Raw genomic sequence first — 18,150 nt, 5'->3', positions numbered from 1 at the left:
CCCGCCGTCAGGCGGGAACGGGCCGGGGCCGAGGCGCGTGTGGCACCAGTCGGGGCGGCGCCGGTCTGGGAACGCGGATCCCGTGGCACAGTTGGGGCATGAGCCAGCAGCCTTCCGGGTGGTACGACGACCCCAGCAACACCGACATGCTCCGCTACTGGGACGGCGTGTCGTGGACCAACCACACCGCTCCGAAGAAGTCGCCGACCATCGGTCAGAGCACCATCGGCCTGCCGCACCAGAGCCCGCAGGGCCAGCAGGGGAAGGTCCCCGACCGCACCGGCGCGCCGACGCCGACGACGCCGATGCCGCAGGGCAGCGGGTGGCAGACCCAGTCCCAGGCGCCGCAGCAGCAGGCCCCGCAGGGCTACTACCAGCAGGCGCCGGCCAACACGCAGTGGATGCACAACATCCGCACCACGGCTGACGGGGTGCCGCTGGCCCCCTGGGGCAAGCGCTTCGCGGCGTGGGTCATCGACGGTCTCATCCTCGCGGTCGTCGGCGGGATCATCGCGTGGGCCGCGACACCGCGCCTGTCGGAGCTGTTCTCCGAAATGATGACGGCGGCCCAGGCCGGCAACCAGGCGCGCCTCGTCGAGATCCAGAACGAGCTCACGGGACCGGCGGTGCAGTTCTCGCTCTTCCTGTGGCTCATGGCGACGGCATACTGCCTCGTCTTCTGGACCACGATCGCCCAGACGCCGGGCAAGATGGCGCTCGGCATCAGCGTCCGTCGGGCCGCCGAGCCGGGGCCGCTGCCGCTCGGCACCGCCGTGCTGCGACGTCTCGTCCCGCTGGCCGGGCAGTTCGTGCCGTTCCTCTCCCTGCTCGACGGGCTCTGGCCGCTGTGGGACGACAAGCGGCAGGCGCTGCACGACAAGGTCGCGAGCACGCAGGTGGTCGAGGGCAAGCAGCCGCGCAAGCAGGGCTGACCCGGGCTGGCCCGGGCTGGCCCGGTCCGGACGGACGCGGGGCGTCGGCCCGGCCGGCGGCGTAACTCCCTTGCGCCGCTGTCGGTGGTCGGCGCGACAATGGACGCTGTGCGCGGGCCGGCCCCGCACCCTCGGCGCCGACGCCGCCGACGCACCCTCGTCCGAACCGGAGTCATCGTGTCTGCTCCCAGCGCCACCACCCAGCCCAGCTACCCCGACAAGATCGACGGGCCGGTCCTCAAGATCGCCGGCGTGGTCGTGCTCGGTGCGATCATGTCGATCCTCGACATCACCGTCGTCAACATCGCGCTACCGACGTTCCAGGTTGTCTTCGCCGAGAGCCCTGAGAACCCCCTGCCGTACTCCACGGTCGCGTGGACGGTGACGGCCTACACTCTTGCGCTCGCGACGGTCATCCCGCTCACGGGCTGGGCCGCCGACCGCTTCGGCACGAAGCGGCTCTACGTCCTCGCCGTCGTGCTGTTCACGGCCGGTTCGGCCCTGTGTGCCACGGCCGGGTCGATCGAGTTCCTCATCGGCTTCCGGGTGCTCCAGGGCCTCGGCGGCGGGATGCTCATGCCGCTCGGCATGACGATCATGACCCGTGCCGCCGGACCGGCGCGGATGGGTCGCCTCATGGCGATCCTGGGCGTGCCGATGCTGCTCGGCCCGATCTTCGGTCCCATCCTCGGCGGCTGGCTCATCGAGGTCGCGAGCTGGCACTGGATCTTCCTCATCAACGTCCCGATCGGCATCGTGGCCGTGCTGTACGCCCTGTGGGCGCTGCCGTCCGACGCCCCCGAGCCCTCCGAGTCCTTCGACCTCGTCGGCATGCTGCTCATGTCGCCCGGGCTCGCCCTCTTCCTCTACGGCATCAGCTCGATCCCGGGTGAGGGGACCTTCATCTCGAAGAAGGTCCTCGTCCCGCTCTGCATCGGGCTGTCCATGCTCGTCGCCTTCGTCTTCTACAGCTTCCGGCCCCAGCACCCGCTGCTCGACCTGCGGCTCTTCCGCAACCGCCGCCTCAGCGTCGCGACGATCACGATGTTCCTCTTCGCGGCGGCCTTCTTCGGTGGCCTGCTCCTCGTGCCGACCTACCTGCAGCAGGTCCGCGGTCTCGACACCCTGCACGCCGCCTTCCTCATGGTCCCGCAGGGTGTCGGCGCGATGGTGACGATGCCGATCGCGGGTGCCCTGTCCGACCGCATCCCGGTGGGCCGCATCGTGCCGTTCGGGCTGCTGGCGATCACTGCCGGCATGTTCGCCCTGACACAGGTGGGCACCGACACGCCCTACTGGGGCTTCATGGTCCCGGTGCTCTTCGTCATGGGCCTGGGCATGGGCGGCACGATGATGCCGCTCATGACCTCCGCGCTCAAGACGCTGCAGAGCCACCAGGTGGCGCGCGGCTCGACGCTGCTCAACATCACCCAGCAGATCGCGAGCTCGGTCGGTGTCGCCGTCATCTCGGTGGTGTTCACCAACTACCTCAGCGCCTCGGCGCTGGCCGGGCCGGCCATCGCGGCCCTCCACGACCCGACCCTCGTCGACGACGTCGGCGGACCGGCCGCCGTCCAGCAGGGCCTGGCCGAGGCCGCCGACGCCTTCGGGGCCACCTTCCTCGTCGCCGCAGTCCTCCTGGCCCTGACGCTGATCCCGGCCTCGTTCCTGCCGCGCAAGCACGAGGAGTCGCACTTCCTCGACGACCAGCCCGAGGCGGCGCCGGTCATCATGCACTGAACCCGGGCACGCGACGGCGTCGGCCGTCGCGGCTCCTCAGCGTGCGGGACGGATGGTGCCGGTGACCTCGCCGAGACCGATGCGCGCACCATCGGGGCCCGGGGCCCATGCCGTCATGGTGACGGTGTCGCCGTCCTCGAGGAAGCCGCGCGTCGAGCCGTCGGCGAGCGTCAGCGGTTCGGTGCCGTTCCAGGTCAGCTCGAGCAGGCTGCCGCGGGTGTCGCGGTCGGGGCCGCTGATCGTCCCCGAGCCGAAGAGGTCGCCGTCCCGGATCGAGGCGCCGTTGACGGTGAGGTGCGCGAGCATCTGGGCCGGCGACCAGTACATCCCGGCGTGCTCGGGGCGCGAGACGACCGTGCCGTTGAGGCTCACCTCCACGTGCACGTCGAGACCGAAAGCATCGCCGCGCAGGTACGGCAGCACCTCCGGATCCGACTGTCCCGGAAGGGGAACGCGGGCTGCACCAAGAGCGTCGAGCGGCGTGACCCAGGCCGAGACCGATGTGGCGAAGGACTTCCCGAGGAACGGGCCCAGGGGGACGTACTCCCAGGCCTGGAGGTCGCGGGCGCTCCAGTCGTTGAGGATGACGACGCCGAAGAGATGGTCGGGTGCCTCGTCGACCGAGACGCGTGACCCGAGCGCGGTGCCGCCGCCGACGACGTAGCCGAGCTCGGCCTCGATGTCGAGGCGGATGCTCGGGCCGAAGACGGGGACCGGGTCGTTCGGGCCCTTGCGCTGGCCCGTGGGCCGGACGACGTCGGTCCCCGACACGACGACGGTGCCCGAGCGTCCGTGGTAGCCGATGGGTAGGTGCTTCCAGTTGGGCGGGAGGGCGGCGTTGTCGGGTCGGAAGATCTGGCCCACGTTGCTCGCGTGGTCCTCGCTCGCATAGAAGTCGACGTAGTCGGCGACCTCGATCGGCAGGTGCAGGGCGACGTCGCCGAGGGCGTGGAGGTGTGGTGAGACGCCGTCGCGGTGCACGTCGTCACGCAGGATCTCGGTGAGCCACTCGCGAGCAGCGGTCCACGCCGGGCGACCGAGTGCCAGGAAGGCGTTGAGGCTCGGGGTCTGCCACGCGGCCGCGAGATCGGGTCCGTCACCGACGAGTCCGGCGTCGCGTCCGATCGCCGCGACGGCGCCGGCGTCGAGCACGAGGTCACCGATGCGCACGCCGACGCGCCGTACGGGGTCGTCGGCCGTGCTGAAGACGCCGTAGGGGAGGGTGTCGATGCCGAAGGGGTGGTCGGCGGGGACGTCGAGCCAGGTGCTCGGCTGGGTGGGCGTCACGGTCATGACTCCTTCACGTGGACGAGTCCGAGCGCGCGGAGCTCGGTCAGGGGGTCGAGCACGCCGCAGCAGCCGAAGGCGGTGAAGCTCTCGCGGACGCGCTCGGCGTCGTCGGTGGGCAGGCTCGAGAGCGCGGTGACGACCACCTCGGTGTCCTGGCGGGCTAGCTCCCCGGCCAGCTCGTGGGCCTCGGCGCCGTTCAGGGCTTCGTGCGTCGCGAGGAGCACGTTGAGCAGCCCGTGCATCGGCTCGCCGCCGTGGGTGCCGCGGACCGCGTGGTGCAGCCCGCCGGTCAGCTTGAACGGGAGGCCGTGCAGCACGACGGCGTCGAGGAAGCCACCGAGCGCCCGCTCGTCGGGCCAGGGCCAGGTCGGTGTCGCCCCGGTGCGGAACTTCGCCGTCACGTCGTGCTCCTCGTCGACGGCCGCCGCGATGTCGTCGAGCCCGCGAGCCTGCTCCTCGCCGAGGCCGAGCTCGACGACGACCGGGACCTCGGCGACGAGGAGCTGTCGCCAGTCCGGCGACCAGCCGAGCTCGGCCGCCGTGACGAGCACTCTGTCGTCGTCCCGCAGCGACGCGAGGGCGTCGACGAGAGGCTGCACGGGGCTGCCGGGACGCACGACGAGGCTGACCTCGAGCGGTTGACCGGCCGTGCGGGGGTCTGCCGCCGCGAGGGTCGCGAGATCGCCCGCCGACGCTGCCGGCACGAGGAGCGGCCCGATGTGGGCGGCATACGGCCCGGTGCGTCGGTCGAGGTGCTCGCGGACGGCCACGTCCAGCGGCGCGAGTCCGGGCGGGAAGACCGCGGCGTCGTCGACGAGGCGGTCGAAGAGCGGCGCGAACGGCGTCCTTGACATGACCGGGAGCGTACTCCACTGTTGCAATAGCGATACACCAGCGTCCGTTCACCGGACGCGCTCGACGGAGAGGCTCTCGCCCATGGCGCACTACCAGGCGATCGGAAGCATTCCGCCCAAGCGGCACACCCAGCACCGCCGCCCCGGCCGTGGTGCGACGCCGGGCGAGCTCTACTACGAGGAGCTCATGGGTGAGGAGGGCTTCAGCTCCGACAGCTCGCTGCTCTACCACCGCAACATCCCCTCGACGACGATCGGGGCGGCCGTCTGGGAGGTGCCCGACCAGTCGACGACCCCGAACCACCCGCTGACACCGCGGCACCTCAAGCTCCACGACCTCTTCGACGCCAAGGCGATCCGCGGCACCGACGTCGTCACGGGGCGGCGGCTCGTCCTCGGCAACGGCGACGTGCGCATCTCGTATGCCGTCGCCGGCGCTCCCAGCCCGTGGTACCGCAACGGCATCGGCGACGAGTGCGTCTACGTCGAGCGTGGCCGCGCCCGCGTCGAGACCGTCTTCGGTGCCTTCGAGGTGGGCGAGGGCGACTACGTCGTCATCCCGAGGGCCACGACCCACCGCTGGATCCCGAAGCGGTCGACGAAGGACCCGCTCCGCGCCTACTGCATCGAGGCCAACAGCCACATCGCCCCGCCGAAGCGCTACCTCAGCAAGTACGGCCAGCTCCTCGAGCACGCCCCCTACTGCGAGCGCGACCTACGCCAGCCCGACGGCCCGCTCCTCGCCGAGGACGTCGGCGCGAGCCCCGACGAGCAGACCGAGGTCTACATCAAGCACCGGGGCAACGGCCCGGGCGGTGTCGTCGGGACGATCCACACGCTGCCGTTCCACCCGCTCGACGTCGTCGGCTGGGACGGGTGCCTCTACCCCTACGTCTTCAACGTGCGCGACTTCGAGCCGATCACCGGGCGCATCCACCAGCCGCCGCCGGTGCACCAGGTCTTCGAGGGCTGGAACTTCGTCATCTGCAACTTCGTGCCGCGCAAGGTCGACTACCACCCGCTCGCGATCCCCGTGCCCTACTACCACTCGAACGTCGACAGCGACGAGATCATGTTCTACGTCGACGGCGACTACGAGGCGCGCAAGGGCTCCGGCATCGGCAAGGGCTCGATCTCGGTGCACCCGGGCGGACACCCGCACGGCCCGCAGCCGGGTGCGACCGAGGGCTCGATCGGCGTCGAGAGCTTCGACGAGCTCGCCGTCATGGTCGACACGTTCCGTCCGCTCGAGCTGGGCGAGGGCGGCCTGGCGGTCGACGACGGGCTCTACGCGATGTCGTGGTCGAAGGGGGCCGGCCGGCCGACGCCACCCGGCGGCGCCCACTCCGAGGGCTGACCGCGTGCCCGGACCCGACGCCCCGCGGGGTGAGTCCTCGCAGACGCTCGACCGCGGGATCCGCGTGCTCGAGGCGCTGGCCGGAGGTGGTGAGTCGGCCGGTCTGACGATCACCGAGCTCGCGACACGGCTCGGCGTCGGCAGGCCCGTCGTCTACCGCCTCGTCACGACGCTCGAGGAGCACCACCTCGTCTCGCGCGCGGCCGACGGGCGCGTGCGGCTCGCGCTCGGCATCAGCCGGCTCGCCTCTGCGGTGACGCCCGTCGTGCGCAGCGAGGCGCGGCCCGTGCTGCGGGAGCTCGCCGACGCCGTGGGTGCCACGGCGCACCTGACGATCGCTGAGGGTGACGAGGCCCTGGCCCTCGTCGTCGTCGAGCCCTCGTGGACCGACGTCCACGTCGCCTACCGCTCCGGCGCGCGGCACGGCCTCCACCAGGGAGCGGCAGGACGGGCGATCCTCGCAGGGCGTGCGGGGGAGAGCGGCGTCGTCGGCACCGACGGCGAGCTCCAGGCCGGTGCGCACGGGCTGGCCCTCTCGCTCTCGACCCGCGCCGATCCTGCGCCCGGCGGCGTCGAGGCCTCGGTCGGCGTCGTCTCCCTCGAGCCGCTCGACGTGCGCACGGTGGGTCGGCGGCTCGAGCACGCGGCCAGGGCCCTGCGCGCCGTCCTCCGCTGACCCCTCCCCCCTCCCGGGTGGGGAGGGAGCGTGGGGTGGTGGGGCCGCGTGACGCTGGGGAGGAGGTCAGGCGCCGACCCTGGGGGCGCCGAGAAGGTGGATGCCGGCCTCCTCCATCTCGCCGAGCGCTGCATCGGTGGTCGCGCGCGCGACCCCGGCCGTGAGGTCGAGCAGGACGGTCGTCCCGAACCCCTCGCGCCGGGCGTCGAGAGCCGTCGCGCGCACGCAGTGGTCCGTCGCGATGCCGACGACGTCGACTTGGGCGATGTCACGCTCCTTGAGCCAGGTGGCGAGCGCCACGCCCTCGTCATCGGTGGAGCAGCCCTCGAACCCGCTGTAGGCGGCGGCGTGCTCGCCCTTGTGGAAGACCGCCTCGATGTCGTCGAGGGCCCCGACGAGGTGGGGGTGGAAGTCGGCGCCGTCGCTGTCGGCGACACAGTGGACCGGCCACGAGTCGACGAAGTCCGGCGAGCTCGAGAAGTGGTCACCCGGGTCGACGTGCCAGTCGGCCGTCGCGACGACGTGGTCGTAGTCGGCGACGTGGGCGTTGACGTGGTCGCCGATCATCCGGGCGACGTCGGCGCCGCCGGCGACGGCGAGGGACCCTCCCTCGCAGAAGTCGTTCTGGACGTCGACGATGATGAGCGCCCGTCCGCCCTCGACCTGCGTGGATCCGGCCATGGCTCAGTCCTTCTCGTAGATGGTGGGGATCACGGGCTCGCCCCGCGAGAGCTGCGCTGCGGCCCTGGGAAGCTCGGCACGCGACGCCGCATGCCGCTCACGTGCCTCGTGGATGTCCTGGTGGTCGACGACCTCGCCCGCGCGGACGAGGTCGATCATGAGTGGCCGGTCGTTGCCGTCGTCGAGCGGGCGCTCGCCGATGCCGATGACCTCGGCCTGCGCCACGCCGGACTCGTTGAGCCTGCGCATCGCCCACTTCCGTCCACCGACCGACGTCTTGTCCTTGCTCTTCTTGGCGACACCCTGCATCCGGGCCGACTCGTCCTCGCGCTGGACCAGCTTGTAGACCATGGACGCCGTCGGTGCGCCCGATCCGGTCACGAGCGCCGTGCCGACGCCGTAGCCGCTCACCGGGCCGGCCGCGAGCCCGGCGATGGCGTACTCGTCGAGGTCCGAGGTGACGATGATCCGGGTGTCGGTGTTGCCGGCGGCGTCGAGCTGGGCGCGCACCTCGGTCGCCTGGATGAGCAGGTCGCCGGAGTCGAGCCGGACCGCTCCGAGCTCGGGTCCGGCGATCTCCATGGCGAGGGCCACCGCTGTCCTGACGTCGTAGGTGTCGACGAGGAGGGTCGTACCCTTGCCGAGCGACTCGACCTGGGCGGTGAAGGCCTCCTTCTCGGAGTCGTAGAGGAGGGTGAACGCGTGGGCGGCGGTCCCCGTCGTCGGCACCCCGTAGCGGCGGCCCGCCTCGAGGTTGCTCGTCGCGTCGAACCCCGCGATGTACGCGGCCCGCGCGGCTGCGACGGCCGACGCCTCGTGCGTGCGGCGTGAGCCCATCTCGATGCAGGGCCTGCCGATGGCGGCGGTCGTCATCCGCGAGGCCGCGGAGGCGATCGCCGTGTCGTGGTTGAGGATCGACAGGACGAGCGTCTCGAGGATCACGCCCTCGGCGAACGTCGACTCGACGACGAGCACCGGGGACTGCGGGAAGTAGCACTCACCCTCGGCGTAGCCGCTGACGTCACCGGAGAAGCGGTAGCCCTCGAGCCAGTCGACAGTGGCCCGGTCCACGACCTTCTGGTCGGAGAGGAAGCGCAGCTCGTCCTCGCCGAAGCGGAACTGCTCGAGCGCCTCGAGCACGCGGCCCGTGCCGGCGATGACGCCGTACCGGCGCCCGTCGGGCAGCCGGCGGGCGAACGCCTCGAAGACGCAGCGCCGGTGCGCCTCGCCCGAGGCGAGGGCGGCCTGGAGCATCGTCAGCTCGTAGTGGTCGGTCAGCAGCGCCGTGCTCGCGGCGCCAGGGCTCGTCGGGCTCACGGCTCCAGCCTAGGTGTCACCGGCCCCCGGGGACCGTCTGCCCCACGGGCCCCGTGGACCTAGGGTGGCCCTGTGACCGCAGCCACGCTCTCCCTCGCTCCCGTCGAGCAGGAGGTGACCTCGACCGACGAGGTCGTCGCGCCCGACGTGCCCTGGGTGACGATCGTCTGGAACGACCCCGTCAATCTCATGACGTACGTGACATGGGTCTTCGAGACGTACTTCGGCTACGCCCGGCCCAAGGCCGAGAAGCTGATGATGGACGTCCACGTCAAGGGCCGCGCGGTCGTCTCCAACGGGCCGCGTGAGTCGATGGAGCGCGACGCGGAGGCCCTGCAGGGCTACGGCCTCTGGGCCACGTTCGAGAAGGACAGCTGATGGCCCGGGCGTTCCTGCGCGAGCAGGACTGCTACGTCGGCCTCCTCGAGTCCACCGAGCGCACCGTGCTCCACGGCCTCATGCAGCAGACCCGCCTGCTGCTCTCGCCCGAGATCGAGCCGACCGGGGACGCCTTCGACGACCTCGTGGCGTCGATGGGCGTGTCGCTGAGTGCCGCGGACCAGCGCGCCGACGACGCCGACGATGCGGAAGGCACTGCGGCAGAGGCGGACTCGGCATCGCTCGCGGACCGCGACCCGGCCCTGGACCGGCTCCTGCCGACCGCCCACCGCGGTGACGACCAGATCGCCGCCGAGTTCCGCCGCCTGACGGAGGAGGGCCTGCGCCAGCGCAAGAGCGGCAACCTCGACGTCGCGCTCGCCTGCATCGACGAGGCTGTCGGCAACCGCGTCGTGCTGGACGAGTCCCAGGCGCCGGCCTTCCTCATGGCACTCACCGACGTCCGTCTCCTGCTCGGCGAGCGGATGGGCATGCGCACGGAGGAGGACGCCGAGGCGCTGCACGCCGCGATGGACGACATCGACGACGACGACCCGCTCGGGTACGCCATGGCCTGGTACGACTTCCTCACCTGGCTGCAGGAGACCCTGACCCAGGCGCTCATGGGCACCGACCTGCGCGAGGTCGTGGCGGCATACGACGACGATCTCGACGACGATCTCGACGACACCCCGGACGACGACGGTCCTCCGCCCGGCGGCAGGGTGTGACGCATCCGACGCCGCGTCGCCCGGCCGGCGTCGGCGCCTGCACCTAGGCTCGTCACGTGGACGTCACGATCGTCGGGTGCTCGGGATCCTTCGCCGGTCCACGCTCGCCCGCATCGTCCTACCTCGTCCGCGCGGAGCACGAGGGCCGCACGTGGAGCATCGTGCTCGACCTCGGCAACGGCGCGCTCGGTGCGCTCCAGCGACACATCAAGCCGTATGCCGTGGACGCGGTCCTGCTGAGCCACCTGCACGTCGACCACTGCATCGACATGTGCGGCCTCTACGTCATGATGCGCTACCTCCCCGGGGGCCCGGGTCGCGCGACGATGCCCGTCTGGGGACCGCAGGGCACCGGGGTGCACCTCGCCCGCGCCTACGGCGGCGGCGAGGACGAGGACGTCCTCGGCGTCTTCGACTTCCACGACCTGCGCCACCGCGAGCCCGTGACGGTCGGACCGTTCACCATCACCCCGGTCCGGGTCAACCACCCCGTCGAGGCCTACGGCTTCCGCGTCGAGGCCGACGGTCGCGTGCTCGCCTACACCGGTGACACCGACACCTGCGACCAGCTCGACGAGCTCCTGACGGGCGCCGACCTGGCGCTCACCGACTCGGCCTTCGTCGAAGGGCGCGACACCGTGCCCGACATCCACCTCTCCGGCCGTCGCGCGGCCGAGGCGGCCGTCCGGGCCGGGGGGGTGCGGCGCCTCATGTTGACCCACATCCCGGCGTGGAACGACCCCGAGGTGTGTCGCCGGGAGGCCGCCGCGGTGTGGCCGGGCTGTGTCGAGCTCGCCGAGCCGGATGCCACCTACCGCCTCTGACGGTCCGCACGGCAGGTGGTCGGTCCGCGAACGCGGGTATGGACCGTGACGGTACGGTTCGCGCCCGGCAGTCGCCGGACCGCGGGCCGACGACCGGAACGACCGAACCAAGGAGGCACCGTTGCAGCAGCGAACCATCGGATCGAGGAAGGTCAGCGCGATCGGGCTCGGGGGCATGCCGATGTCGATCGAGGGTCGGCCCGACGAGGACCGTTCGATCCGGACCATCCACGCCGCGCTCGACGCCGGCGTGACGCTCATCGACACGGCCGACGCCTACCACCGCGACGCCGGCGAGGTGGGTCACAACGAGTCGCTCATCGCCAAGGCCCTGTCGTCGTGGTCGGGCCGGCCGTCGGACGTGCTCGTCGCGACCAAGGGCGGCCACCTGCGCCCCGGCGACGGCTCCTGGACCCAGGACGGCCGACCCGAGCACCTCAAGGAGGCGGCCAAGGCCTCGCTCCAGCGGCTCGGCGGTGACGCCATCGGGCTCTACCAGTTCCACCGCCCCGACCCCGACGTGCCCTACGCGGAGTCCGTCGGTGCGCTCGTCGACCTGCTCGACGAGGGCGTCATCGAGATGGCCGGCATCTCCAACGCCGACCCTGCCCAGATCCGCGAGGCGCGAGAGGTGCTCGGTGGCCGGCTCGTGTCGGTGCAGAACCAGTTCTCGCCGGCCTTCCGCAGCAGTCGGCCCGAGCTCGACCTGTGCGCGGAGCTCGGCATCGCCTTCCTGCCGTGGAGCCCGCTCGGCGGCATCAGCAGGGCGGGCGACCTGGGCAGCCGACACGACGCGTTCGCGGAGGTGGCGAAGCGCCACGACGTGAGCCCCCAGAGAGTGGCGCTCGCCTGGGAGCTCGCCCTCGCCCCGACCGTCGTGCCCATCCCGGGCGCCTCGCGTCCTGAGAGCATCGAGGACTCGGTGCAGGCCGCCGACCTCGAGCTGTCGGCCGACGAGGTCGAGCGGCTCTCGGCCGAGACCCTCGACTGACGAGCCCACCGCACGTCGCCGGGACGGGTCCTTACGGTTCTCGAACGAGCCGTCGGGGCCCGTCCCCGCACCCGCGGTTGGGGCCTAGCGTGGAGTCATGGCTAGCCTCGTGGGCATGACTGACCGACATGACGGCCGTGCCCCCGACGAGACCCGCGAGGTGCGGATCACCCGCAACTGGCTCGACCACGCAGAGGGCAGCGTCCTCGTCGAGTTCGGGCGCACCCGCGTGCTCTGCGCCGCGTCCTTCACCGAGGGCGTGCCACGCTGGCTCAAGGGCAAGGGCACCGGCTGGGTCACCGCCGAGTACGCCATGCTGCCCCGCGCCACCAACACCCGTTCCGACCGCGAGAGCGTCAAGGGCCGCATCGGCGGCCGCACCCACGAGATCAGCCGCCTCATCGGCCGCAGCCTGCGCGCCGTCATCGACACCAAGGCTCTCGGGGAGAACACCATCGTCCTCGACTGCGACGTGCTCCAGGCCGACGGCGGCACCCGCACCGCCGCGATCACCGGGGCGTTCGTCGCCCTGACCGACGCGATCGAGCACGCCCGCGCCCAGGGCCTCATCGGCACGAAGGCCCAGCCGCTGACCGGCTCGGTGGCCGCCGTCTCCGTCGGCATCGTCGAGGGCCGTGCGGTCCTCGACCTCGACTACCCCGAGGACTCGACGGCCGAGACCGACATGAACGTCGTCATGACCGGCGACGGCCGCTTCATCGAGGTCCAGGGCACCGCCGAGGGCGCGCCCTTCGACCGCGACCTGCTCGGCCAGCTGCTCGACCTCGCCACGAAGGGCTGCGCCGACCTCACCGACCGCCAGCAGGCCGCGCTGGCCGAGGGGGTCGCCTCGTGACGCAGGTCGTCCTCGCCACCCGCAACGCGCACAAGGTCGAGGAGCTGCGCGAGATCCTCGCCGACGTCAGCGCCGACCTTGGCCTCGAGATCGTGGGGCTCGACGGCTTCCCCGACGCGCCGGACGTCGTCGAGGACGGCGTGACCTTCGAGCAGAACGCCATCCTCAAGGCCGCGTCCGCGGCCCACGTGACGGGCCTGCCCGCACTGGCCGACGACTCGGGTCTCGCCGTCGACGTGCTCGGTGGGTCACCCGGCATCTTCAGCGCCCGGTGGTCCGGCGGCGGCGGTGACCGCGCCAACCTCGAGCTGCTCCTCGCGCAGCTCGGCGACGTCCGCGACGAGCACCGCGCCGCGGCGTTCGTCTGCGCGGCCGCGCTCGTGCTGCCCGACGGACGCTCCGCGGCGGAGCTCGGTCGCTTCCCCGGCACCGTCGGCCGCGAGCCCCGAGGGACCAACGGCTTCGGCTACGACCCGATCTTCCTGCCATCCGACCAGCCGGACGGCAACGAACGCACACTGGCGGAGTACGACGCCGACGAGAAGAACCACGTCTCGCACCGGGCGCTCGCCTTCCGTGCACTCGTGCCACATCTGAAGGAGCACCTGAGGCCATGACCACGACCAGCCCGGCCACCCGTCCCGAGACCGCCCCACAGCAGCCGGCCCGTCCGCTCTGGTGGGGAGCCGTCGACGGGCTGGTGGCCGGGCTGCTCACGGTCGGGCTCGCGACGCTCGCCGCCGCGCTGCTCACGGCCGTCGGGGGGTCGTCGGGGCAACCCGCGCCGATCGCGGCGGTGAGCGGGGCGTTCATCGACCGGACCCCGCCGTGGCTCAAGGACTTCGCCATCTCGACCTTCGGCACCAACGACAAGCGGGCGCTGCTCGTCGGCACCGTCGTCGTCCTCGCCATCGCCTGCGCCGCCGTCGGGATGCTCGCCAGCCGTCATCTCGTCGCTGGACTCGTCGTCTTCGCCGTCGTGGGCGTCATCGGCGCGGCCGCCGTGCTGACCCGGCCCGGTGCGGGCCCCGCGGACGTCCTGCCGACGATCCTCGGCACTGCCGCCGGCATCTGGTACCTCAGCCGCGCCGCGGCCCCGTCGGCGAGCGCGGCCGGCGCTGCCGACCCCGGGCGACGCTGGCTCATCGGGGGAGCGGTCGGTGCCGTCACGGCGTTCGCCGGCAGCTACCTCGGCGGTGACTCCGCGGCGGCCACCGTGTCGCGCGACGCCCTCAAGAGCACGCCCGTCAAGGGCACCAAGCTCGCGATCCCCGCCGGCGCCGACCTCGAGGTGCCGGGCCTCACCCCCTACATCGTCCCGAACGCCGACTTCTACCGCATCGACACGGCGATCGTCGTGCCGCGGATCGACGCCAACGACTGGAAGCTCAAGGTCACCGGGATGGTCGACCGCGAGATCGAGATCGACTGGAAGACGTTGCAGGGCAAGGAGATGCAGGAGGCGCTCGTCACCCTGACGTGCGTCTCCAACGAGGTCGGTGGGGACCTCATCGGCAACGCCGTGTGGACCGGATGGCCCGTGCGTGAGCTGCTCGCGATGGCAGGTCCCAAGGCGGGTGCCGACATGGTGCTGCAGACGAGCATCGACGGCTTCACGGCGTCGACCCCGCTCGGCGCGCTCACCGACGACCGCAACGCCCTGCTCGCCATCCGGATGAACGGCGAGCCGCTGCCGTTCGAGCACGGGTTCCCGGTGCGCGTCGTCGTGCCCGGCCTCTACGGCTTCGTCTCGGCCACCAAGTGGGTCACCGAGCTCAAGGTGACGACGTATGCCGCCGACGTGGCCTACTGGACGCCGCGTGGCTGGTCGGCGACCGGCCCGATCAAGACGGCCTCGCGCATCGACGTCCCCAAGGCGGGTGCCGTCGTCAAGGCCGGCGCCGTCGCCGTCGCGGGGGTCGCGTGGGCGCAGCACACCGGCATCTCCAAGGTCGAGGTCCAGGTCGACCAGCAGCCCTGGACCGCGGCGCGCCTGGCCGTCGACGCGAGCATCGACACGTGGCGCCAGTGGGTCTACCATTGGGAGGCGACGCCGGGCAGCCACGAGGTGCGCGTGCGCGCCTACGACGCCAAGGGGCAGGTGCAGTCGCCCTACGAGGCGCCGCCTGCTCCCGACGGCGCCACCGGTATCCACGTGGTCACCGTCAGGGTGGAGTGACGCCCGTCGGGCTCGTCGCGTCGTCGTCTCCGGAGCCGACGACGGCCTCGGCCTCGATCTCGACGAGCAGGTCGGGGTCGATGAGCGCGGTGACCTGGACCATGGTCGAGGCCGGTCGCACCTCCGCGAAGACCTCGCCGTGGGCCCGACCGACCGCCTCCCAGTCGCGGATGTCGGTGACGAACATCCGGGTGCGCACGACGTCCGCGGGCGAGGCGCCACAGGCCGTCAGGGCCTCGACGACGATCTCGAGAGCAACCCGGGCCTGCGTGTAGGCGTCACCGGGCGCGACGACCCGTCCGTCGCGGATCGCGGTGGTCCCGGCGACGTGGACGGAGTCACCGACCCGAACAGCTCGCGAGTAGCCGACGACACCCTCCCAGGCGCTGCCCGTGCCGATGTTCCGCCTCATGACCGCAGGCTAGTCCTGACCTGCGAGGGCGTGGACGTGCTCGTCAGCGACGCCGACGGCAGGAGGAACCAGTGCCGTGCCACGCAGACGACCCGAGCGTGCTCGACGGGGCCGTCGGTGCCCTCGAGCACCGCCCGCTCGGTCACCTCGGCGAGCGCGCCGCACTCGGGGCACGTCGTCGTGTCCAGCGCCGCGCCGGCGTTCGCGTTCGTGATGTCCATGGGTTCCCTCCTCGTCCGCGTGCCATGGGAGACGGAGGGCCGGACGGTGGCTCCTGATACGCGGTCGCGGCCAACTACAGTGGGGGCCGCACCCGCGAGCGGACGTGGTGGAACTGGTAGACACGCAGGATTTAGGTTCCTGTGCCCTAGGTGTGCGGGTTCGAGTCCCGCCGTCCGCACCAACCAGACCCGCGTCGTGCCCGGAACGGGTACGAGCCCGGCAGACATGACGACGAAGGAGCAGATCGTGACCGCACGACTCGAGCCCGGCGAGCAGGCCCCGGCCTTCAGCCTCACCGACGACACCGGCCAGACCGTCAGCCTCGCGGACTTCGCCGGCCGCAAGGTCATCGTCTACTTCTACCCGGCGGCCATGACGCCGGGGTGCACCAAGCAGGCCTGCGACTTCAGCGAGTCGCTCGACTCGCTGAAGAAGGACGGCTACGAGGTCGTCGGCATCTCGAAGGACAAGCCGGCGACGCTCGCGAAGTTCCGGGAGCGAGACCACCTCACCATCCCGCTGCTCAGCGACGAGGACCTCGCGGTGCACACGGCATACGGCGCCTGGGGTGAGAAGAAGCTCTACGGCAAGACCGTCGACGGGGTCATCCGGTCGACGTTCGTCGTCGACGAGGAGGGCAAGGTCGCCCACGCGTTCTACAACGTCAAGGCGACCGGCCACGTGGCCAAGCTCCGTCGCGACCTCGGCATCGCCGACTAGAGTCGCATCGTCCCCCGAAAGGAAGCCAGATGAGCGAGACCGTACGCATCGAGCAGGACATCCAGGCCGCCCGCGCGCGCCTCGAGGGCACCGTCAACGAGCTGGCCTACCGCGCCCAGCCGCAGGTCATCGCCCAACGCCAGGTGCAGGGGCTCAGGCTGCGCCTCGCCGCCGCCACGCACACCGAGGACGGTGACCTGCGCATCGAGCGGATCGGTGCCGTCGTCGCGGCAGCGGTCGTCGTCGTGGTCGCCATCGGCCTGCTCCGCCGCCGGCGCTGAGCCGGTCCGCCGAACGCCTCACACCCGTGGCCAAGAAGGATGCCGCCGCCGCGGCGGCCCGACTGCCCGTCCGGATGCTGCACGACCGCGTCCTCGTCTCCCTCGAGAGCGAGGGGGAGCGGCGCTCCGGCGGTGGCATCCTCATCCCCGCCACGGCGTCGGTGGGCAAGCGGCTCGCCTGGGCCGAGGTGGTGGCGACGGGCGCCAACGTGCGGCAGGTCGAGCTGGGCGACCGCGTCCTCTTCGACCCGGAGGACCGCGGCGAGGTCGAGCTGCACGGCAAGGACTACGTCCTGCTGCGAGAGCGCGACATCCACGCCGTGGCCGCCCGGCGCGTCGACGACGGCCAGACCGGCCTCTACCTCTGAGGGGTCTCTCCTCGGGTCAGTCGGGACGCAGCCCGAGCTTGCGCAGCAGGCCCGGGCCCGGCCAGACGGGCTTGCTCGGCAGCGGCCACTTCTTCGGGTCCTTCCGGTTGAGCATCACGTACTTGTCGAAGCAGACCTGCTGCGCCACCGGCCCGTAGAGGTCGGCGGACTCGGTCATCCACGCCTTCTGGTGGGAGGCGCGGTAGTCGGCCGGCATCGAGTCCCACAGCGCCTTGTTGAAACGGCGGACCGAGGGGTTGCGCTTGCCCGGCCGGATGGCCTCGTCATCGACGCCGTCCACCACCATTGTGGTCAGACCCTCTCCACCGAGCCCGGGGATCATCGTGCCGGCGAAGTCCGCCGACCACCCGCGATAGGTGATGCCCCACGCCTTGGTGATCTCGTCGATGCCGACGTCGCCGACCTTGCCCTTGGCGGGCCAGTCGGTCGAGCGCACCCGACCTCCGCCGACGGACAGGGCGATGTGGCCGTGCTTGCCGCCAGCCCAGTAGACGGGGGCGCCGGCCGGGGCGTCGGTGCCGCCGCGTCGTCTCGCGGCCCGCGCCCACGCCGCGTTGGCGTCGGCGAGGCCGAACCGGTGCGGGGCTGCGATGCAGTTCCACACGAAGTTGCAGCACATGCCCACGGGCAGGTAGGTCGTGAAGGCCCGCGCCTTGCCGACGCTCGCGCCCGGTCCGCGGACCGTCACGCCACGGTCGCCCCCACCGGGGGGCGGGGGTTCGTCGGTCCACGGGAGGTCGGGTGTCACCTCGCGCTCGCCCTGGTCGCCTCGGTCCAGCTCGTCGTCCCAGCCGCTCATCGCATCTCCCCTCGGGCCGGCGACGCGGTCACCCGCGTCACGGGGTGGTACGTCCCATGGTCCAAGGGAGGCGCGGCGCTGTCAGCCTGATACGCGAATCCGGACGGGTGTGCCGTCCGGTTCGCCCAGGCGGCGCTCGGCGGGCAAGGCCACACCGCGCAGTGCCGGAACGGTGGAAGTGGACGGATCGCGACTCCCCCTTCGACGACAACCTCGGAGGTCCTGGCGAGAGGTGAGCGAGTCTCTACAACGCGCCGGCCGATGGCTCCGACCGGCGCACGCACCAATGAGGCCGGTGGCGACACGCCATACCTTCTCGGCTCGTCGTGGCCGCCGGGGGTGGATCGCCATCGGCGACCGTGCCGGCCAACACAGGTGACAGGAAATCCCTTTACGGGGCGCGCCCTGCTGGACACTGACAGGGTGCGACGGAATCCGCCGGGGCCACTCGTGGCGCTGGCTGCCATCAGTCTTGGTGTGGAGACGCAGCCCCACAAGTTGAGATCCCCGCTTCGAATGGT

Annotated in this window: 21 protein-coding genes and 1 tRNA gene; 15 read left to right on the top strand and 7 right to left on the bottom strand. The window is 71.7% G+C overall.

Translation table 11 applies throughout. The features are described 5' to 3' along the window. Positions 1 to 98: 98 nt before the first annotated feature. Together ASD90_RS17825 and ASD90_RS17820 are read left to right on the top strand one after the other, a co-directional pair. Positions 99 to 932 carry an RDD family protein gene (locus tag ASD90_RS17825; protein WP_056759486.1) on the top strand — a complete coding sequence of 278 codons (834 nt, stop codon included), beginning with the start codon at positions 99 to 101 and terminating at the stop codon, positions 930 to 932. A 177-nt stretch (positions 933 to 1,109) separates the two neighbouring features. After that, positions 1,110 to 2,672: a DHA2 family efflux MFS transporter permease subunit gene (locus tag ASD90_RS17820; protein WP_056759484.1), complete on the top strand. Its 1,563-nt coding sequence runs from the start codon at positions 1,110 to 1,112 to the stop codon at positions 2,670 to 2,672. Between the two features lie 36 nt (positions 2,673 to 2,708). On the opposite strand, the gene fahA is transcribed toward ASD90_RS17820, so the two are convergent. Next, positions 2,709 to 3,965, bottom strand: coding sequence for a fumarylacetoacetase (gene fahA / locus ASD90_RS17815; protein ID WP_056759482.1), 1,257 nt, complete (start codon positions 3,963 to 3,965; stop codon positions 2,709 to 2,711). Next, positions 3,962 to 4,816: a hypothetical protein gene (locus ASD90_RS17810; protein ID WP_056759480.1), complete on the bottom strand. Its 855-nt coding sequence runs from the start codon at positions 4,814 to 4,816 to the stop codon at positions 3,962 to 3,964. The genes fahA and ASD90_RS17810 overlap by 4 nt, the downstream gene beginning before the upstream one ends. An 82-nt stretch (positions 4,817 to 4,898) precedes the next feature. Here ASD90_RS17810 and ASD90_RS17805 point away from each other — a divergent pair, with 82 nt between their 5' ends. Together ASD90_RS17805 and ASD90_RS17800 are read left to right on the top strand one after the other, a co-directional pair. Continuing rightward, positions 4,899 to 6,173, top strand: a complete 1,275-nt coding sequence (locus ASD90_RS17805) for a homogentisate 1,2-dioxygenase (RefSeq protein WP_056759478.1) — start codon at positions 4,899 to 4,901, stop codon at positions 6,171 to 6,173. A 4-nt stretch (positions 6,174 to 6,177) separates the two neighbouring features. Further along, a complete protein-coding gene (locus ASD90_RS17800) occupies positions 6,178 to 6,849 on the top strand; it encodes an IclR family transcriptional regulator (RefSeq protein ID WP_056759476.1) in 672 nt (223 codons plus the stop codon). Positions 6,850 to 6,915: 66 nt separating this feature from the next. Here ASD90_RS17800 and ASD90_RS17795 read toward each other — a convergent pair whose 3' ends face one another. Together ASD90_RS17795 and ASD90_RS17790 are read right to left on the bottom strand one after the other, a co-directional pair. Continuing rightward, positions 6,916 to 7,530 (bottom strand): isochorismatase family protein, encoded by a 615-nt coding sequence (locus tag ASD90_RS17795; RefSeq protein WP_056759474.1) that lies wholly within the window; start codon positions 7,528 to 7,530, stop codon positions 6,916 to 6,918. A gap of 3 nt (positions 7,531 to 7,533) precedes the next feature. Then, entirely contained in the window at positions 7,534 to 8,847 is a 1,314-nt protein-coding gene (locus tag ASD90_RS17790; protein ID WP_056759472.1) for a nicotinate phosphoribosyltransferase, read from the bottom strand. A 72-nt stretch (positions 8,848 to 8,919) separates the two neighbouring features. Between ASD90_RS17790 and clpS the strand changes: the two genes are divergently transcribed. The 7 genes from clpS (at position 8,920) to ASD90_RS17755 (ending at position 14,806) form a co-directional block, all read left to right on the top strand. Continuing rightward, a complete protein-coding gene (gene clpS / locus ASD90_RS17785) occupies positions 8,920 to 9,225 on the top strand; it encodes an ATP-dependent Clp protease adapter ClpS (RefSeq protein WP_056759470.1) in 306 nt (101 codons plus the stop codon). Continuing rightward, entirely contained in the window at positions 9,225 to 9,956 is a 732-nt protein-coding gene (locus ASD90_RS17780; RefSeq protein ID WP_056759468.1) for a DUF2017 domain-containing protein, read from the top strand. Before clpS ends, ASD90_RS17780 begins: the two co-directional genes overlap by 1 nt. A gap of 56 nt (positions 9,957 to 10,012) precedes the next feature. Next, positions 10,013 to 10,780: an MBL fold metallo-hydrolase gene (locus ASD90_RS17775; protein WP_056759466.1), complete on the top strand. Its 768-nt coding sequence runs from the start codon at positions 10,013 to 10,015 to the stop codon at positions 10,778 to 10,780. Between the two features lie 121 nt (positions 10,781 to 10,901). Then, the gene (locus tag ASD90_RS17770; protein ID WP_200958651.1) at positions 10,902 to 11,771 is read left to right on the top strand and encodes an aldo/keto reductase; all 870 of its coding nucleotides are present in this window, start codon (positions 10,902 to 10,904) and stop codon (positions 11,769 to 11,771) included. A 115-nt stretch (positions 11,772 to 11,886) separates the two neighbouring features. Beyond that, positions 11,887 to 12,627 carry a ribonuclease PH gene (gene rph / locus ASD90_RS17765; protein ID WP_056759647.1) on the top strand — a complete coding sequence of 247 codons (741 nt, stop codon included), beginning with the start codon at positions 11,887 to 11,889 and terminating at the stop codon, positions 12,625 to 12,627. Further along, on the top strand, positions 12,624 to 13,244 hold the full coding sequence (rdgB, locus tag ASD90_RS17760; RefSeq protein WP_056759464.1) for an RdgB/HAM1 family non-canonical purine NTP pyrophosphatase: 621 nt from the start codon (positions 12,624 to 12,626) through the stop codon (positions 13,242 to 13,244). Before rph ends, rdgB begins: the two co-directional genes overlap by 4 nt. Further along, positions 13,241 to 14,806, top strand: coding sequence for a molybdopterin-dependent oxidoreductase (locus tag ASD90_RS17755; protein ID WP_056759462.1), 1,566 nt, complete (start codon positions 13,241 to 13,243; stop codon positions 14,804 to 14,806). The genes rdgB and ASD90_RS17755 overlap by 4 nt, the downstream gene beginning before the upstream one ends. On the opposite strand, the gene ASD90_RS17750 is transcribed toward ASD90_RS17755, so the two are convergent. Together ASD90_RS17750 and ASD90_RS17745 are read right to left on the bottom strand one after the other, a co-directional pair. Beyond that, positions 14,793 to 15,218 carry a RidA family protein gene (locus ASD90_RS17750; protein ID WP_056759460.1) on the bottom strand — a complete coding sequence of 142 codons (426 nt, stop codon included), beginning with the start codon at positions 15,216 to 15,218 and terminating at the stop codon, positions 14,793 to 14,795. The two genes, ASD90_RS17755 and ASD90_RS17750, sit on opposite strands and share 14 nt — an antisense overlap. After that, a complete protein-coding gene (locus tag ASD90_RS17745) occupies positions 15,215 to 15,439 on the bottom strand; it encodes a hypothetical protein (RefSeq protein WP_056759458.1) in 225 nt (74 codons plus the stop codon). The genes ASD90_RS17750 and ASD90_RS17745 overlap by 4 nt, the downstream gene beginning before the upstream one ends. Positions 15,440 to 15,537: 98 nt before the next feature. Between ASD90_RS17745 and ASD90_RS17740 the strand changes: the two genes are divergently transcribed. From ASD90_RS17740 to ASD90_RS17725, 4 genes are all read left to right on the top strand, one after another. Beyond that, positions 15,538 to 15,621 (top strand) — tRNA-Leu (locus tag ASD90_RS17740). 44 nt (positions 15,622 to 15,665) lie between these two features. After that, positions 15,666 to 16,160, top strand: coding sequence for a thioredoxin-dependent thiol peroxidase (gene bcp, locus ASD90_RS17735; protein WP_369793624.1), 495 nt, complete (start codon positions 15,666 to 15,668; stop codon positions 16,158 to 16,160). A gap of 29 nt (positions 16,161 to 16,189) precedes the next feature. Continuing rightward, positions 16,190 to 16,441 (top strand): DUF3618 domain-containing protein, encoded by a 252-nt coding sequence (locus tag ASD90_RS17730; protein WP_056759456.1) that lies wholly within the window; start codon positions 16,190 to 16,192, stop codon positions 16,439 to 16,441. A gap of 74 nt (positions 16,442 to 16,515) precedes the next feature. Beyond that, positions 16,516 to 16,809 (top strand): co-chaperone GroES, encoded by a 294-nt coding sequence (locus ASD90_RS17725; protein ID WP_056759644.1) that lies wholly within the window; start codon positions 16,516 to 16,518, stop codon positions 16,807 to 16,809. Positions 16,810 to 16,825: 16 nt separating this feature from the next. On the opposite strand, the gene ASD90_RS17720 is transcribed toward ASD90_RS17725, so the two are convergent. After that, the gene (locus ASD90_RS17720; protein WP_056759454.1) at positions 16,826 to 17,629 is read right to left on the bottom strand and encodes a hypothetical protein; all 804 of its coding nucleotides are present in this window, start codon (positions 17,627 to 17,629) and stop codon (positions 16,826 to 16,828) included. Positions 17,630 to 18,150 lie beyond the last annotated feature (521 nt).

Origin of the sequence: Terrabacter sp. Root181 (genome assembly GCF_001428505.1) — a bacterium.
Lineage (GTDB): Bacteria > Actinomycetota > Actinomycetes > Actinomycetales > Dermatophilaceae > Terrabacter.
The sequence above is the reverse complement of the archived record's forward strand: the minus strand, read 5'-3'. Positions and strand labels throughout refer to the sequence as shown.

Excerpts from the sequence above, each read along its gene's own strand:
- ASD90_RS17825 (WP_056759486.1), top strand. The coding sequence starts at position 99 with ATGAGCCAGCAGCCTTCCGGGTGGTACGACGACCCCAGCAACACCGAC.
- fahA (WP_056759482.1), bottom strand. The coding sequence starts at position 3,965 with ATGACCGTGACGCCCACCCAGCCGAGCACCTGGCTCGACGTCCCCGCC.
- ASD90_RS17810 (WP_056759480.1), bottom strand. The coding sequence starts at position 4,816 with ATGTCAAGGACGCCGTTCGCGCCGCTCTTCGACCGCCTCGTCGACGAC.
- ASD90_RS17805 (WP_056759478.1), top strand. The coding sequence starts at position 4,899 with ATGGCGCACTACCAGGCGATCGGAAGCATTCCGCCCAAGCGGCACACC.
- ASD90_RS17795 (WP_056759474.1), bottom strand. The coding sequence starts at position 7,530 with ATGGCCGGATCCACGCAGGTCGAGGGCGGACGGGCGCTCATCATCGTC.
- ASD90_RS17780 (WP_056759468.1), top strand. The coding sequence starts at position 9,225 with ATGGCCCGGGCGTTCCTGCGCGAGCAGGACTGCTACGTCGGCCTCCTC.
- rph (WP_056759647.1), top strand. The coding sequence starts at position 11,887 with ATGACTGACCGACATGACGGCCGTGCCCCCGACGAGACCCGCGAGGTG.
- ASD90_RS17755 (WP_056759462.1), top strand. The coding sequence starts at position 13,241 with ATGACCACGACCAGCCCGGCCACCCGTCCCGAGACCGCCCCACAGCAG.
- ASD90_RS17750 (WP_056759460.1), bottom strand. The coding sequence starts at position 15,218 with ATGAGGCGGAACATCGGCACGGGCAGCGCCTGGGAGGGTGTCGTCGGC.
- ASD90_RS17745 (WP_056759458.1), bottom strand. The coding sequence starts at position 15,439 with ATGGACATCACGAACGCGAACGCCGGCGCGGCGCTGGACACGACGACG.
- bcp (WP_369793624.1), top strand. The coding sequence starts at position 15,666 with ATGACGACGAAGGAGCAGATCGTGACCGCACGACTCGAGCCCGGCGAG.
- ASD90_RS17730 (WP_056759456.1), top strand. The coding sequence starts at position 16,190 with ATGAGCGAGACCGTACGCATCGAGCAGGACATCCAGGCCGCCCGCGCG.
- ASD90_RS17725 (WP_056759644.1), top strand. The coding sequence starts at position 16,516 with ATGCTGCACGACCGCGTCCTCGTCTCCCTCGAGAGCGAGGGGGAGCGG.
- ASD90_RS17720 (WP_056759454.1), bottom strand. The coding sequence starts at position 17,629 with ATGAGCGGCTGGGACGACGAGCTGGACCGAGGCGACCAGGGCGAGCGC.